General features: G+C 63.7%; 16 protein-coding genes. 5 read left to right on the plus strand and 11 right to left on the minus strand.

From position 1 onward, the window contains the following. Positions 1–14: 14 nt before the first annotated feature. The 4 genes from ACSYDV_RS20005 to ACSYDV_RS20020 form a co-directional block, all read right to left on the minus strand. Positions 15–809: a peptidylprolyl isomerase gene (locus tag ACSYDV_RS20005; protein ID WP_438325727.1), complete on the minus strand. Its 795-nt coding sequence runs from the start codon at positions 807–809 to the stop codon at positions 15–17. Positions 810–895: 86 nt separating this feature from the next. Beyond that, positions 896–1402 (minus strand): pantetheine-phosphate adenylyltransferase, encoded by a 507-nt coding sequence (coaD, locus tag ACSYDV_RS20010; RefSeq protein ID WP_438325729.1) that lies wholly within the window; start codon positions 1400–1402, stop codon positions 896–898. Further along, positions 1402–2325 carry a polyprenyl synthetase family protein gene (locus ACSYDV_RS20015; RefSeq protein WP_438325730.1) on the minus strand — a complete coding sequence of 308 codons (924 nt, stop codon included), beginning with the start codon at positions 2323–2325 and terminating at the stop codon, positions 1402–1404. Before ACSYDV_RS20015 ends, coaD begins: the two co-directional genes overlap by 1 nt. A 4-nt stretch (positions 2326–2329) precedes the next feature. Next, positions 2330–2593 (minus strand): exodeoxyribonuclease VII small subunit, encoded by a 264-nt coding sequence (locus tag ACSYDV_RS20020; RefSeq protein WP_438325732.1) that lies wholly within the window; start codon positions 2591–2593, stop codon positions 2330–2332. 72 nt (positions 2594–2665) lie between these two features. Here ACSYDV_RS20020 and ACSYDV_RS20025 point away from each other — a divergent pair, with 72 nt between their 5' ends. The 4 genes from ACSYDV_RS20025 to ACSYDV_RS20040 all read left to right on the plus strand — a co-directional run bounded on the left by ACSYDV_RS20025 (position 2666) and on the right by ACSYDV_RS20040 (position 7012). Further along, positions 2666–3328: a hypothetical protein gene (locus ACSYDV_RS20025; RefSeq protein WP_438325733.1), complete on the plus strand. Its 663-nt coding sequence runs from the start codon at positions 2666–2668 to the stop codon at positions 3326–3328. A 132-nt stretch (positions 3329–3460) separates the two neighbouring features. Then, entirely contained in the window at positions 3461–3760 is a 300-nt protein-coding gene (locus tag ACSYDV_RS20030) for a hypothetical protein (protein WP_438325735.1), read from the plus strand. A gap of 88 nt (positions 3761–3848) precedes the next feature. Next, positions 3849–6092 carry a phosphoribosylformylglycinamidine synthase subunit PurL gene (purL, locus tag ACSYDV_RS20035; protein WP_438325737.1) on the plus strand — a complete coding sequence of 748 codons (2244 nt, stop codon included), beginning with the start codon at positions 3849–3851 and terminating at the stop codon, positions 6090–6092. Between the two features lie 182 nt (positions 6093–6274). Beyond that, a complete protein-coding gene (locus ACSYDV_RS20040) occupies positions 6275–7012 on the plus strand; it encodes a DUF72 domain-containing protein (RefSeq protein ID WP_438325739.1) in 738 nt (245 codons plus the stop codon). Positions 7013–7052: 40 nt separating this feature from the next. On the opposite strand, the gene ACSYDV_RS20045 is transcribed toward ACSYDV_RS20040, so the two are convergent. Next, positions 7053–7832, minus strand: a complete 780-nt coding sequence (locus ACSYDV_RS20045) for a Coq4 family protein (RefSeq protein WP_438325741.1) — start codon at positions 7830–7832, stop codon at positions 7053–7055. Between the two features lie 129 nt (positions 7833–7961). On the opposite strand from ACSYDV_RS20045, the gene ACSYDV_RS20050 reads away from it, so the two are divergent. Continuing rightward, positions 7962–9215: a DUF418 domain-containing protein gene (locus ACSYDV_RS20050; RefSeq protein WP_438325743.1), complete on the plus strand. Its 1254-nt coding sequence runs from the start codon at positions 7962–7964 to the stop codon at positions 9213–9215. Here the strand turns inward: ACSYDV_RS20050 and ACSYDV_RS20055 are convergent. The 6 genes from ACSYDV_RS20055 to panB all read right to left on the minus strand — a co-directional run bounded on the left by ACSYDV_RS20055 (position 9212) and on the right by panB (position 14468). Continuing rightward, on the minus strand, positions 9212–9616 hold the full coding sequence (locus tag ACSYDV_RS20055) for an Hpt domain-containing protein (protein ID WP_438325744.1): 405 nt from the start codon (positions 9614–9616) through the stop codon (positions 9212–9214). The genes ACSYDV_RS20050 and ACSYDV_RS20055 overlap by 4 nt on opposite strands. Positions 9617–9733: 117 nt before the next feature. Next, the gene (locus ACSYDV_RS20060) at positions 9734–9967 is read right to left on the minus strand and encodes a sulfurtransferase TusA family protein (protein WP_438325746.1); all 234 of its coding nucleotides are present in this window, start codon (positions 9965–9967) and stop codon (positions 9734–9736) included. Then, positions 9964–11337: a ribosome biogenesis GTPase Der gene (gene der, locus ACSYDV_RS20065; RefSeq protein ID WP_438325748.1), complete on the minus strand. Its 1374-nt coding sequence runs from the start codon at positions 11335–11337 to the stop codon at positions 9964–9966. The genes ACSYDV_RS20060 and der overlap by 4 nt, the downstream gene beginning before the upstream one ends. Before the next feature lie 45 nt (positions 11338–11382). Then, positions 11383–12717 carry an outer membrane protein assembly factor BamB family protein gene (locus ACSYDV_RS20070; protein WP_438325749.1) on the minus strand — a complete coding sequence of 445 codons (1335 nt, stop codon included), beginning with the start codon at positions 12715–12717 and terminating at the stop codon, positions 11383–11385. 1 nt (position 12718) lies between these two features. Next, on the minus strand, positions 12719–13492 hold the full coding sequence (locus ACSYDV_RS20075) for a tetratricopeptide repeat protein (RefSeq protein WP_438325751.1): 774 nt from the start codon (positions 13490–13492) through the stop codon (positions 12719–12721). A gap of 112 nt (positions 13493–13604) precedes the next feature. Beyond that, complete coding sequence (gene panB, locus ACSYDV_RS20080) at positions 13605–14468, minus strand: 3-methyl-2-oxobutanoate hydroxymethyltransferase (protein WP_438325752.1); 864 nt, start codon at positions 14466–14468, stop codon at positions 13605–13607. Between the last annotated feature and the right edge of the window lie 72 nt (positions 14469–14540).

Here is a 14540-nt window from a genome sequence, read left to right on the forward strand (position 1 = left end):
GGCGCGTCCCGGGCTCAGCGGATCGGCGCGTTGAGCTGATCGACCGAAATGTCGGCGGCAGGCGGTGCCGCCGGTGCTTCGGTCAGCATCGACGCAGGCGGCATCGGCTTGTTGTCGGCGGCGACCGAGACCTGCACCATGCGCGACATCACCGCGGGCGGTTCGCCCTTCTGGATCGCGTCGACATATTGCATTCCCGACACGACGCGGCCGAAGGCGGTGTAGCGATTGTCGAGCGCGAAACGCGGCTGGAGCATGATGAAGAACTGGCTGTTGGCGCTGTCCTCGCTTTCGGCACGCGCCATCGAAACCGTCCCGCGCAGATGCGGCACCGCGTTGAATTCGGCCTTGAGGTCGGGAAGCTGCGAGCCACCCTGCCCCGTCGCCGTCGGGTCGCCCGTCTGTGCCATGAAGCCGTCGATCACGCGGTGGAATTTCGCACCGTCGTAAAAGCCGGCACGCGCCAGCTGCTTGATCCGATCGACATGGTTCGGTGCGACATTCGGATAGAGCTGGATCACGACCCGGCCGCCCGTCGACAGGTCTATATTGAGCATATACTCGGGATTGTTCACAAACTGGTCGAAGGTCATCGCCGGCGGTGCAGCAGGCGTTTCCGCCGTCGCGGGCGCGGGTTGAGCCGGCGCCGACGCCGGAGCGTCAACGGGCACCGGCGGTGCTTCGGCCGGCGGCGCCGTGGTGGCTTCGGGATCGGGCGAGGGCGCGGGCGGCGCATCCTGCGCGGCGGCCGAAACCGCGAGACCGAACGCCATCGCCGTCAACATCAAGGGGCGGAAGGTGAATTTCATGCTGGATCGGCCTTTGCAATTAAATCTGGTTTGCGCCCCATTTGCCGCGACCTAGCGGGAAAAAGCTGAACGCTCAATGATTGGTGTCAACGTTCGCCCTGAAGCAGGCCGCGCTCGGCAATGCGGCCGACCACCGCGTCGCGCACGACCGGGGTCACGAATTTGCGGATATCGCCGCCGAAAATCGCGATTTCCTTGACCAGTCGCGACGCGATCGGCTGCAATCCGACATCGGCCATCAGAAAGACGGTTTCGATGCTGTCGTTGAGCTGCTGGTTCATCCCCGCCATCTGATACTCATATTCGAAATCGGCGACGGCGCGCAGCCCGCGGACGATGACGCTCGCGCCCTCGCGTGTCGCGAAATCCATCAGCAGCGAATTGAAACCGACGACGCGGATATCGCCGTCGATCGTCTCGACTTCGCTCCGCACCATCGCGATGCGTTCGTCATCGTCGAACATCGGCGATTTGGTGATGTTGGTGGTGACCCCGACGACCAGCCGGTCGACCAGCTTCGCGCCGCGGCGGATGATGTCCATATGCCCGAGCGTGATCGGATCGAACGTTCCGGGATAAACCCCAATGCGCATCAACGGTCCCTTTCCACCACATAATAAGCGATCGCGCGCAGCAGCGCCGCCTCTTCGCCATAGGCCGCCAGATGGGCGATCGCCTGATCGACCAGCATGCTCGCCTGTTCGCGCGCGCGTTCGAGCCCCATCAGGGTGACGAAGGTCGCCTTGCCCGCGGCCTCATCCTTGTGCAGCGCCTTGCCCGCCAGCGCCTCGTCGCCCTCGACGTCCATGATGTCGTCGGCGATCTGGAAGGCGAGGCCAATGTCGCGCGCATAGGCGCGCAGCGGCCGCCGGCCTTCGGCGGAAATCCGCCCGAGGATCGCGCCCGCCTCGACCGAAAAGGCGATCAGCGCCCCGGTCTTGAGCTGTTGCAGCCGCGTGACCGTCGGCAGGTCGAAATGCGATGTTTCAGCGGCAAGATCCATCATCTGGCCGCCCGCCATGCCCGCCGGTCCCGCCGCGCGTGCGAGTTCGAGCAGCAATTCGCCGCGCACAAAGGGATCGCCGTGGGTTACCGGATCGCACAGCCATTCGAACGCCAGCGCGTGGAGCGAATCGCCCGCGAGCACCGCCGTCGCCTCGCCATACGCCCGGTGCACCGTCGGCTTGCCGCGGCGCATATCGTCATCGTCCATGCACGGCAGATCGTCGTGGATCAGCGAATAAACGTGCATCGCCTCGACCGCCGCGCCGACCTGAAGCGACGAGTTGCGATCGACATGGAACAGGTCGCCCGCAGCGCGAACGAGCAGCGGGCGCAGCCGCTTTCCGCCGGCAATCGCCGCGTAGCGCATCGCTTCGTAAAGCGGTCCGCGCGGGTCGGCCGGAACCGTCAGATATTGTTCGAACAGGCGGTCGATCCCGTCCGCCACCTCAACCTGCGCAGCATCGATCAGATGCACCGACCCACTCCGATCACCATCGACGGACGCCGCCATCGGTTCAGCTCTCGCCGAAGGGCGTGGTTCCCGCCGGCCGGCCATCGGCGTTCAGGCTGACCTGTTCGATGCGTGCCTGCGCCGCGGCAAGACGCGCCTCGCAATGTGCGCGCAGCGCGTGGCCACGCTCATACAGCGTCACCGATTCCTCAAGGCTGACATCGCCGCTTTCCAGCCGCCGCACGATCGATTCGAGTTCGCCCATCGCGGCCTCGAACGACAGCGAGGCGATGGCAGGGGCGGCAGGCGTTTCGGCGGTGTCGGTCATCCCCCCGCTTTGGCCTTTTCGCCCCCTTGCGGTCAAGCTTGACGTCGCTTCGCGCCGCGATAGGCTCCGTCCATGTTCATCGGCCATTTCGCACCGGCACTGGTCGCTGCCGCGCGCCCACAAGCGGCGGGGCTCGGAACCCTGTTCGTCGCAGCCCAGCTTGTCGATATCGGCTTTGCCGCGCTGCTGATCCCGGAGGTGGAGGCGATGCGGATCGTCCCCGGCATCACCGCGATGAACCCGATGGACCTTTATCACATGCCCTATACGCACAGCCTCGCCGGGGCTTTGCTCTGGAGCCTGCTGTTCGGCGCGCTCGTCTGGGTCGCAACGCGGCGGCGCGCCGCTGCCATCGGCGCCGCACTCGTCGTCGCCTCGCACTGGTTCATCGACCTGCTCGTTCACATCCCCGACCTCACCCTGTTCGGGCCGCCGCCAAAACTGGGACTCGGGCTGTGGAATCACCCCGCGATCGCAATGCCGCTGGAAGCCGCACTCATCGGCGGCGCGCTTTTCTATTATAAAATGCGAACGCGAGCCCCTGCGGGCGACATCCGCTTCTGGATATTGGTCGCGCTGCTCGCCCTTGCTCAGGCCATCGACTGGTTCGGCCCGAAAGAGCCCGTCTATTCGCTCGCCATCCCCGCGACGATGCTCGGCGCCTATGCAGCGCTCGCACTGACGGCGGCATGGGCGGGCGCCAACCGCCAGATCATGACCGCCGCAGGCCATTGAGCGGCATCGCTTCGGCGCAATCGCGTTTCCATTTTTTGCAATTGTCGGCGCCCCATCGGCCAGTCATGTTGCACCGCACAATAACGAGAGGGCTTAAAGGCAAGTATTGTTCTCAAAACAAGGACTTGCATCATGAAAACCGCGCTTCTTCTTTCCGCAATCACCCTGTTCGCGGCCTCCCCCGCCATCGCCCAGACCGACGATACGGCGGCACGGCGCTTCGAACATGCCGGCAATATTTACAGCTACACCGTCACCCAGAGCGGAAATTCGCGCGTCATCAGCGGGATTGACGAACGCTCCGGCAAGCCGTTCCGGCTGCGCGTCGGCGAACGCCGCGTTCGCGGCACCGTGGGCACTCAACAGGTCGATTTCGCGCTGCGCGACGTCAAACCGCTCACCACCCCCGCGACGGTCCTCGCCGCACGCTGACGCCCAAAGCCGGATTCAGACCCCATATTGCCCAAAAAGGGCTTCATGGGGTCTGTTCCTATCGCGCGCACGCGGCTAAAGGCGCGCCATGACCCAAAACACATCCGCTATCACCCCCGAGATCGTCGCCGAGCACGGGCTGTCGCCCGAAGAGTATGAGCGTGTACTGCACGCCATCGGGCGCGAACCCAATCTCGTCGAACTCGGCATCTTCTCGGTGATGTGGTCGGAGCATTGCAGCTATAAAAGCTCGCGCCTCCATTTGAAGAAACTCCCCACCGAGGCGCCTTGGGTAATCTGCGGCCCCGGCGAAAATGCCGGTGTGATCGACATTGGCGAAGGCGCTGGCGGCAAGAAGCTCGCCGCGATCTTCAAGATGGAGAGCCACAACCACCCGTCGTATATCGAACCCTATCAGGGTGCAGCGACCGGGGTCGGCGGCATCTTGCGCGACGTGTTCACCATGGGCGCGCGCCCGGTCGCCAACCTCAACGCCCTGCGTTTCGGCCGCCCCGATCATCCCAAGATGAAGCATCTCATCTCGGGCGTCGTCCACGGCATCGGCGGCTATGGCAATTGCGTCGGCGTTCCGACCGTCGGCGGCGAGGTCAATTTCCACAAGGCCTATGACGGCAATATCCTCGTCAACGCGATGACCGTCGGCGTCGCCGAACAGGACAAGATTTTCTATTCGGCCGCATCGGGCATCGGCAATCCGATTGTCTATGTCGGGTCGAAGACCGGCCGCGACGGCATTCACGGCGCGACCATGGCCTCCGCGGACTTTGGCGAGGATGCCGAGGAAAAGCGCCCGACCGTGCAGGTCGGCGATCCGTTCACCGAAAAATTGCTGATCGAGGCGTGCCTCGAACTGATGGCGTCGGACGCGATCGTCGCGATCCAGGACATGGGCGCTGCGGGCCTCACCTCCTCGTCGGTCGAAATGGCGTCGAAGGGCGGCGTCGGCCTCCATCTCAAGATGGACGATGTGCCGCAGCGCGAAGCCAATATGACCACCTATGAAATGATGCTGTCCGAATCGCAGGAACGCATGCTGATGGTGCTCAAGCCCGGCAAGGAAGAGTTCGCGAAAGCGATCTTCGAGAAATGGGAACTCGACTTCGCGGTCATCGGCACCGTCACTGACACCGGCCGCATGGTGCTGGAACATCATGGCGAGATCGTCTGCGACATTCCGCTCGCTCCGCTCGCCGACGATGCGCCGCTCTATGATCGCCCGCATGTTCCGACCCCGAAGCAGCCCGAACTGACCAATGTCCCGGAGACCAGGGACGTTGCGGCGGACCTAAAGACATTGATGGGCACCCCCGATATCGCCAGCCGCCGCTGGATCTGGGAACAATATGACAGCCAGGTCGGCGGCGACACGGTGCAGATCGGCGGCGACGCCGCGCTCGTCCGCATCCACGGCACCAACCGCGCGCTCGCCATGTCGACCGACTGCACCCCGCGCTATTGCTACGCCGACCCCGTCGAGGGCGGCAAGCAGGCGGTCGCCGAAACCTGGCGCAACATCAGCGCGGTCGGCGCGACGCCGCTCGCGATCACCAACTGCCTGAACTTCGCCAATCCGCAGCGCCCGGAAATCATGGGCCAGATCACCGGTTGCCTCGACGGCATGGCGCAGGCGTGCATCGCACTCGACTATCCGATCGTGTCGGGCAACGTCAGCCTCTACAATGAATCCAAGGCGACCGGCGGCGGCAGCGCCATCCTGCCGACCCCCGCGATCGGCGGCGTCGGCGTGATCGAGGATCTGAACAAGGCGGTCGGCATCGGCTTCAAACGCACCGGCGACATCGTCCTTGCGGTCGGCGAACGCGCCGGCCATCTTGGCCAGTCGGTGTGGCTGCGCGAAATCCTCGGCCGCGAGGAAGGCCCGCCGCCGCCCGTCGACCTGAAGGCCGAACGCCGCACCGGCGATTTCATCCGCCACGCAATCAACGCGGGCTGGATCACCGCCTGTCACGACGTCTCCGACGGCGGCATCGCGGTGACCCTCGCCGAAATGGCGCTGAAGTCCGATATCGGAGTGATGGTCAGCGAAGAACAGCCCTTCGGCATCGCCGAAAGCTTCTTCGGCGAAGATCAGGGCCTGTATCTGGTCACCGTCTGCGACACCTGCCTTGCCGACTTCCTCGATGCCGCAGGCCGCGCCGACGTGCCGGTCGATCCGATTGGCCGCACGATCAAGGACCGCATCGTCTTTGAACTGCCCGAGAGCGACCATAGCGTGACGCTGGCGGAACTTCGCAGCGCGCACGAAGGCTTCTTCCCGACCCTGATGGGCGCCGACGCCGCGCTGGCTTAACGACAACCGTCATTGCGAGGAGCCGAAGGCGACGCGGCAATCCCCAGCTCTCGACCTTGGGTAAGGCCGATAGCTGGAGATTGCTTCGCTCCGCTCGCAATGACGATATTTATCCACCGCGTTCCGATCTAGAGTGCCCAGACTGACAGCAATCGTCGGGTGACACTGAAGGAGAAGAACCGATGAGCATCCATGTCGGAATCGGCGGCTGGACCTATGAGCCTTGGCGCGGCGCCTTCTACCCCGCCGGTCTCGCGCAAAAACGCGAGCTGGAATATGCCGGCCAGCATCTGACGGGCATCGAAATCAACGGCACCTATTATGGCAGCCAGAAACCCGAAACCTTCGCCAATTGGGCCGATTCCGTGCCCGACGGCTTCCAGTTCAGCGTCAAAGCTTCCCGCTTCACGACCAACCGCAAGGTGTTGAAAGAGGGCGCGGGGTCGATCGAGAAATTCCTGACGCAAGGCCTGACCCGGCTCGGCGACCGGCTCGGTCCGATCCACTGGCAATTCATGGCGACGAAGAAGTTCGATCGTGACGATTTCGCGGGCTTCCTCGACCTGCTGCCCGAGACGCAGGACGGTTTGCCGCTCCGTCATGCGATCGAGGTCCGCGATGAAAGCTTCCGCGATCACGCCTTTGTCGACATGTTGCGCGAGCGGAACATGGCAATCGTCTATGCCGACAGCGACGAATTCCCGTGCATCGACGAACAGACCGCCGATTTCACCTATGCGCGCCTGCAACGCAGTCAGGAAGATGTCGAAACCGGCTATGATGAGAAGGCGCTGGACGGCTGGGCAAAACAAGTCCGCGACTGGGCAGCGGGCGACCGCGACGCCTATATCTTCTTCATATCCGGCGCGAAGGTCCGCAATCCCGCAGCGGCGCAGGCGCTGATCGCAAAGCTGAGCTGATAAATCCTCCCCATCGCTGCGCGACGGGAAGGATCAACAATCAAGCCGCTGCGGCCTGCGAGGCGAGGAAGTTGTACGGATCGATGCCGCGGCCCCGATATGCGCGGTGCGCTTCTTCATAGAGCGTGGGCTTTGCAATCCCGAGCCGGGCGCGTGCGGCTTCGAGCGGTTCAGCGAGCAGCGAGCGAATATCCTGCTCGATGATTGCCTTCGCTGCCTTGCCGTTGCGCTGACCCTGGCGAATCGCGCCCATTACCGGCGCATCGCTCTTGATGCTGCGCTTGACCTCATAACCGCCCGCATAGGCGATGAAGAAATTGCCGTAATTGCCGGTCTGGCCATAGGTGAAGCCCAGCACGCATTGTTCGCCCAGCGCGTCGCGGCCATAGCCGGTCAGAATGTGGAACAGGTCGTGCGTGTCGCGCAGGCGATTGCCATACCATTGCAGTTGATCGTCGAACTGCGGACGGCCCATCTTGTCGCTCTCGGCGACGAGGCCCGCCGCCGACAGGCCTTCGCGGCGCATGAAGGTGACATAAGCGTGGCCGACGCTGCCCTCGGGCAGCGCGTCGATCCATGCATGATCGTCGAGCAGGTCGGGCAGATAGGGCTCGCTGGCCATCAACCGCTGGCCCATTTCGCTTTCAACAAACGCACGCGCGTCATCGAAGAAGCCCTTGCGCGGCAAATTCTCGAAGATGTGGAAGACCTGTTCGGTATCTTCCTTATCCTTGATGAGCTTGCGAAAATGCGCGATCGCCTTGAACGGGCGAAATTTCGCGGGCTTGCGATCGGGATGCGAGAAAATGGTGGGGGTCATTGGGGGGCTCCGGCGAATCACGTAATGATGACGATCTAGCATTACTGACAAAGATGTCAATAATGCTTTAATGGGCTGGACCGCATCATGCCTTCACTGTTATACCTTCACAACACAGCAAGGGACGATATGCGCGAAGATAGAGAAGTTGCGGCGCCCCGGCTCATCGCCCTCGACGCTCTGCGGGGCTTTGCCGTGATGGGCATTGTCGCGATGAACATCGTCGCCTTTGCCATGCCCGAAATGGCCTATGTCACGCCCCGGGCCTATGGCGGCGAAACGGCATCGGACATGACCGCATGGGCGCTGGGCTTCATCCTGTTCGACGGGAAGATGCGCGGGCTGTTCTCGATTCTCTTCGGGGCGAGCATGTTGCTGATCGTCGACCGCGCCCAAGCATCGGGCAAGGACCCCGCCTCGGTCCATCATCGCCGCATGGCGTGGCTCGCGATTTTTGGCCTCAGCCATTATTTCTTCATCTGGTGGGGCGACATATTGTTCCTCTATGCCGCCGTCGGCTGCGTTGCCTTTCGTTTTCGCGATTGGGAAGCGCGCCGCCTGATCCAATGGGCGATCTGCCTGTTCACGCTCGGCGTCGCCATCATGTCGCTGATCTTCGGGGCGCAACTCGCCGCAGCGCGCGCGGCCGACTCAGCATCGTCACCGACCGAGCTGGCCGAGGCCGGCCGCACGATCCGCGCCGAATATGCCAGCATGGACGAGGATGTCGCCGAGGAACTCAGCCTCTATCGCGGCGACTATCTCCCGATACTGGCCGAGCGCCTCGACCATGCGGGCAGCCCGCTCATCATGCTGGTGATGAATTTCCTCGAAACCCTGCCGCTCATGATGATCGGCATGGCGCTGTTCCGGAACGGTTTCCTAACCGGAGCCTGGGCGAGCGCCGATTATCGCCGCGCCGCGCTCCGCTGGCTGCCGCCGGGGCTGTTGCTCACGCTGTTGGTGACATGGATCCAGTGGCGTTCGGGCTTCGACAGCCTTGTCTCGATCAACGCGTTTCTCGCCTGGGCAGGACCGGGGCGGTTGATGATGACGATCGGCTATGCCGCGCTGTTCGTGCTGCTGATCCAGCGCTGCGCCAGCAGCGCATGGATGGCGCGCGTTGCAGCGGCGGGCCGTATGGCCTTTTCCAACTATATCGGCACCAGCATCGTGATGACGAGCATCTTCTACGGCTATGGCCTGGGATTGTTCGGATCGGTCGACCGGATGACGCTCTATCTGTTCGTCATCGGCGGCGCGGCGGCAATGCTGATCTGGTCGAAACCCTGGCTCGACCGCTTCCTCTATGGCCCGCTGGAATGGTTATGGCGCAGCCTCGCGCGCGGGGCGCTGCAGCCGATGCGGCGCGCGGCAGCCTAGCTGATTACGGCGCGTCCAAAACCCGTCGCGCGCCGCTGGACCAGCGGGTTCGCCTCGCGCTCCAGCGCGCCCAGTGTTTCTTCGAACAGCGGGCGCAGCGTCACGACACGCGGCAGATATTCCTCCGGGCTGGTCTGGCTTTCGATGCAATGGCGCGCAAACACCTCGATATCTTCGGCGAGCGCACCCAGCCGTTCGGCACCGAACTGGCGCGCTTCGCTTTTCAGCGTGTGCGCGGGCATGACGAGCCCGCGCGCATCACGGGCGCGCATGGCGTCCTCGATCGCGGCGACCGACTTGGTCCCGTCTTCGCGAAAATAGCCCAATATCCGCACAAATGCCGCACCCAATTGGGTGCGCGTTGCGCGAAACTCATCCCAATCGACCAGGATTTCGTCCAATGTTCCGTCCCTTGGTGTGCAATTTGGTCAGTGGTCCCCGACCACCCCTGCCCCAAAGGCGGTAAAAAAGACGTTACGCCGCTCAGCCATAGCAGCAAAATAATGCGTCATTTCGGGTCAGGCGCGGCGGACGTCCCACCGCTCCGCGCCATCGGTCACAGGCCCGGCCTCGACCCGCCAGCCATGCTCGCTTGCCAGCGCGGAAACCTCGCGCACGGCCTGGGGATCGTCGGCGATCAGCAGGACGTGCGGCGCATCGCGCATCGCGCGCGCCAGCCGAAGCGCCGGCCACGGACAGCGCATCCCGCGCGCGTCGACGACCAGAGCGCCTTCGGCCTCAGGCGTCGTCATTCGTCATAGGGGTTGCGCGAGTTGCGGAAGTTCATCCGGATCGGCACGCCCTGAAACCCCATTTCCTTGCGCAGGCCGTTGACCAGATAGCGCGTATAGCTGCCGGGCAGCGCATCGGTGCGGGTGCCGAATACGACGAAGGTCGGCGGCCGCGTGCGCGCCTGCGTGACATAGCGCAGCTTGATCCGTTTGCCGCCGGGGGCCGGCGGCGGGTTGGTTTCGACGGCATTTTCGAACCAGCGGTTGAGCCGGGCGGTCGAAACGCGGTTGTTCCAGATTTCGCGCTGTTCGAAGGCGACGCGGATCAGCGTATCGATCCCCTTCCCCGTCGCACCCGAAATGCTGAGCACCGGCACGCCCTTGACCTGGCTGAGCCCGTCTTCGAGCGCGGCGCGCACGCCGTTGAACAACGACGACGGGTCCTCCGCGATATCCCATTTGTTGAGCGCGACGATCAGCGCGCGGCCTTCCTGCAGCACGCGGTCGGCAATGTGCAGATCCTGTGCTTCAAGACCTTTGGTGGCGTCGAGCAGCAACACCACGACCTCGGCGAAATCGACCGCATGGAGCGCGTCCATCACCGACAGCTTCTCCAGCTTGTCCTGCACCTTGGCGCGCTTGCGCATCCCGGCGGTGTCGAACAGCTGGATCGGATGGATTTCGCCATCCTTTTCCCACTGCCATTCGACGCGGATCGAATCGCGGGTAATCCCCGCCTCGGGTCCGGTGATCAGCCGGTCTTCGCCGATCATGCGGTTGATCAGCGTCGATTTGCCGGCATTCGGACGGCCCACAATCGCGAGCTTCATCGGGCCGAGATTTTCCTCGTCGTCTTCGCCGCCGACGTCCTCATCCTCGACCTGGCCATCGGGTTCGACGATCGGGCGCAGGGCGTCGAACAGTTCGACCATCCCGCCGCCATGTTCGGCGCTGATCGCCACCGGATTGTCGAAACCCAGCGAGTAGGACTCCATCAGCCCGTCTTCGCCCTGCCTGCCCTCGGCCTTGTTGACGACAAGAATGATCGGCGTGTTCTCACTGCGCAGCCAGCGCGCGATTTCCTCGTCGAGCGGTGTCACGCCAGCGCGGCCGTCGATCATGAACAGCGCGGCATCGGCCTCGCGCACGGCCTTTTCCGTCTGCACGCGCATCCGGCCGGGAAGCGTCGCCGCATCCTGATCCTCGAACCCTGCGGTGTCGACGATACCAAAGGTCAGGCCGAGCAATTGCCCGTCACCTTCGCGCCGGTCGCGCGTTACGCCCGGCTGGTCGTCGACCAACGCCAGACGTTTGCCGACAAGCCGGTTGAACAAAGTCGATTTGCCGACATTCGGCCGACCGACAATGGCGATCGTCGTGGATCGCGCCATGATATTATCCCTGTGTTGCGCCGGGCCCGCCCCGGCCCGAGCGCCTTAGCGCCAGGCCGTGATGCGTCCGTCGTCTGCCAAAATATACAAAATATTGTTCGCGACCACCGGTGCCTGCGACAGCGGCGTCTTGAATTCGGTCGACCCCAACAGCGAACCATCGGTCGGCGAATATTCGGCCAGCGTACCTTCGCTATTGACCGCGATCAACCGCCCGCCAGCCAGAACGGGCCCGGTCCAGCGGATCGGATCCTTCTTTTTCTTGTCGGTTTCGATACGGAAGCGCGCAAGCTGCTGCAGCCAGCGCACCTTGCCCGAACCGCGGGCGACGCAAAGCAATTTGCCGTCGTCGGTCATCGCATAGACCCACTCACCCACCACATAGGGGGTCGAGATGCCCGCGATCGAAATTTCCCAGCTGCGCTGGCCGGTGACGAGCTCATAGCTCGCCATGCGGCCGCCCTGACCGAGCGCAAAAACGTGGCCGCGGTCGATCACCGGATCGGCATCGACGTCGGTCAGTGTCGACACCGACAGCGCCATCGAGGTGCGCGCCAGTGCATCTTCCCACAGGTCGCGGCCATTTTCATAGCGATAGGCCTGAACCTCACCCGACGAGAAACCGGCGACGATCGTTCCCTGCCCCGCGGCAGGCGACCCGGCGCCGAAGATGCTTCCGGCTTCGAGCGACGCCGTCGCCTGCCACAGCACCGCGCCATTTGCGCTGTTGAGCGCGATGATCTGATTGTCCTGGCTGACGACATAGACGCCACCAAAGGCAATCGTCGGCGCGCCGCGCAGCGGGCCCGCGGGCTTCACCTTCCAGATCACCGATCCATCGGCAACGTTCAGCGCCGCAACATCGCCCGCGCCGCTCGTTGCATAAACGACCGACCCGTCGACCCCGGCGCCGCCGCCGAACAGCGAGTCCTTATAATCCTTGCCAGTGCTGCCGATCGGCGTCCGCCACAGCGGGGCGCCGGTATCGGCGGCAAGCGCGGTCACGACGGCATCGGTGCCGACGACGAACAGACGATTGTCAGCAATCACCGGCGATGCGGCGAGCCGCTGCTTGTTGGTGCCGCCGGCGATATCCGCCTGCCATATCTGGCTGCGTGTCGCTCCGAGCGCCAAATGACCCATGGATTTCGAGGCGTTGCCGCCCGACTGCGTCCAATTGGCATTCACAACCGGTTCGGGCAGCACGACCGCAACCGATTCGGTTGCCGGGTCGACCTTGATGCTGTTGTCGTTGGACAGGATCGACACGCGTTCGCCCACCGTCGGGGTCTTGGGTCCGCCATCGCCCTTGATCACACCACAACCCGCGAGCGGCAGCGCCAGCAGCGCCGCATAAAGTCCGTAACGCGTCTTCCGCATATTAATTGGCTTCCTCAGCTTTACCGGCTGCCGCTACCTTCGGCGCAGCATTGCCCTTTTTATCCATCGCAGCGCTTTCCGACGCGCGGTCGGCAACGGCATCGACGCCCAGCATCCCCGCCATCTGCACTGTCCGCGACTGCAACGACTTCGGCACATCGGGCAATTTGGCGATACGGCCGTAAAGCGCGCCCGCCTTGTCGAACTGGCCGAGCTGATAATGTGCGATCGCCGTCAATTCGGCGGCACTGGGGAACAGGCTCGACACCGGATCCTTGGCATCGACCATCGGCTTCATGCGTGCGATGACCGTTTCGGGTTTCAGCGTGTCGAACTCCAGCGCCGTTTGGCGGATCAGCGCCAGGTCGCGCATCGCGGGGTCGAGCTTGGTGTCGGCGGCAACCCTGGCCATGATCGCGGCGGCGCCCTTCAAGTCGCCCGAAGCGGCCTTCATATTGCCTTGCTGGATCAGCGCGGAGGCGCGGTAGGTCGCATCATTGCCTGCTTCGAGTGCCTTGAGCTCGCTCGCCGCAGCGGTCGGCTGGTTCGTGGCGGCCTTTTCAAAGGCTGCCAGCAGTTCCTCCGCCTTTTCGCCCCGCACGCTTTCCTGATGGTGGCTCCAATAAAGATAGCCGCCGAACGCCAGCAACGCCGCGATGGCGGCGGCGATGATCCAGCGGCCATAGCGCTGCATGATCGTCTCGAGCCGATCCTTGCGAACCGCCTCATCGACTTCCTGCAACAACGCTGCATCGTTGGTCGGGCTCAGGGCCAATCAAACCTCCATAACTCGTTCGTGGCTCCGGGGCCGGTCGCTTCCTTAGCGACGGCGCCGAAAAAGACCAAGCGATTCACTCGATCCCCGGCGCCGACACCGCGGGCAACCGTCACCCGGCGTAGATTTGATCGACGGTCGGGAATGAACGGGACCTGACTTCGTCGGCATAGTCCTTGACCGCACCGTCCACGACGCCGGCCATGTCCTGATAGCGTTTGACGAACTTGGGAACGCGTTCGAACATGCCCAGCATATCGTCGGTCACCAGCACTTGTCCGTCGCATTGCACCGACGCGCCGATCCCGATTGTCGGGCACTCGACCTTGTTGGTGATCTCGATCGCGATCGATTCGAGCACGCCTTCGATCACGATCGAAAAGGCACCCGCCTGCGCCACCGCGACGGCATCCTCGACGATCGAACGCGCTTCGGCATCGCTTTTGCCGCGCACGCCATAGCCGCCCAATATATTGACCGCCTGCGGCGTCAAACCGACATGACCCATCACCGGGATGCCGCGCTGGGTCAGAAATTCGATCGTCGGGGCAAGGACCTTGCCGCCCTCGACCTTCACCGCCGCAGCGCCGGTTTCCTTGAGCAGGCGCGCCGCATTGTTGAACGCCTGTTCGGGGCTCATTTCATAGCTGCCGAACGGCATGTCGACGATGACCGCGGCGTGATAGCTGCCGCGCACCACCGCCGCACCGTGCAGCGCCATCATCTCCATCGTCACGCCGACCGTATGCGGCAGGCCATAGATGACCTGCGCCAGCGAATCGCCGACCAGCAGCATGTCGCAATGCGGGTCGAGCAGCTGCGCCATGCGGACGGTATAGGCCGTCAGCATCACCAGCGGTTCGCCACCTTTGCTCTGGCGGATGCGGGGCACCGTCAGGCGTTTCATCGGCTGCGGGGTCGGGTTGGCGCGGCTCGTCGACGTATCGAAGGTGAGCGTTTTGGGGAGCGTAGACATGGGGCGGGGTTTAGCCGCTAAAATGACGGGGCGAAACCGCTATTGTTGCAGCGCAGCGATTGCAGCGCAGCG

Source organism: Sphingopyxis selenitireducens (assembly GCF_051550705.1).
In the GTDB taxonomy this organism is placed as follows: Bacteria; Pseudomonadota; Alphaproteobacteria; order Sphingomonadales; family Sphingomonadaceae; genus Sphingopyxis.

Excerpts from the sequence above, each read along its gene's own strand:
- ACSYDV_RS20005 (WP_438325727.1), bottom strand. The coding sequence starts at position 809 with ATGAAATTCACCTTCCGCCCCTTGATGTTGACGGCGATGGCGTTCGGT.
- der (WP_438325748.1), bottom strand. The coding sequence starts at position 11,337 with ATGGCGCGATCCACGACGATCGCCATTGTCGGTCGGCCGAATGTCGGC.
- ACSYDV_RS20015 (WP_438325730.1), bottom strand. The coding sequence starts at position 2,325 with ATGGCGGCGTCCGTCGATGGTGATCGGAGTGGGTCGGTGCATCTGATC.
- ACSYDV_RS20025 (WP_438325733.1), top strand. The coding sequence starts at position 2,666 with ATGTTCATCGGCCATTTCGCACCGGCACTGGTCGCTGCCGCGCGCCCA.
- ACSYDV_RS20030 (WP_438325735.1), top strand. The coding sequence starts at position 3,461 with ATGAAAACCGCGCTTCTTCTTTCCGCAATCACCCTGTTCGCGGCCTCC.
- coaD (WP_438325729.1), bottom strand. The coding sequence starts at position 1,402 with ATGCGCATTGGGGTTTATCCCGGAACGTTCGATCCGATCACGCTCGGG.
- purL (WP_438325737.1), top strand. The coding sequence starts at position 3,849 with ATGACCCAAAACACATCCGCTATCACCCCCGAGATCGTCGCCGAGCAC.
- ACSYDV_RS20060 (WP_438325746.1), bottom strand. The coding sequence starts at position 9,967 with ATGACGACGCCTGAGGCCGAAGGCGCTCTGGTCGTCGACGCGCGCGGG.
- ACSYDV_RS20040 (WP_438325739.1), top strand. The coding sequence starts at position 6,275 with ATGAGCATCCATGTCGGAATCGGCGGCTGGACCTATGAGCCTTGGCGC.
- ACSYDV_RS20020 (WP_438325732.1), bottom strand. The coding sequence starts at position 2,593 with ATGACCGACACCGCCGAAACGCCTGCCGCCCCTGCCATCGCCTCGCTG.
- ACSYDV_RS20045 (WP_438325741.1), bottom strand. The coding sequence starts at position 7,832 with ATGACCCCCACCATTTTCTCGCATCCCGATCGCAAGCCCGCGAAATTT.
- ACSYDV_RS20050 (WP_438325743.1), top strand. The coding sequence starts at position 7,962 with ATGCGCGAAGATAGAGAAGTTGCGGCGCCCCGGCTCATCGCCCTCGAC.
- ACSYDV_RS20070 (WP_438325749.1), bottom strand. The coding sequence starts at position 12,717 with ATGCGGAAGACGCGTTACGGACTTTATGCGGCGCTGCTGGCGCTGCCG.
- panB (WP_438325752.1), bottom strand. The coding sequence starts at position 14,468 with ATGTCTACGCTCCCCAAAACGCTCACCTTCGATACGTCGACGAGCCGC.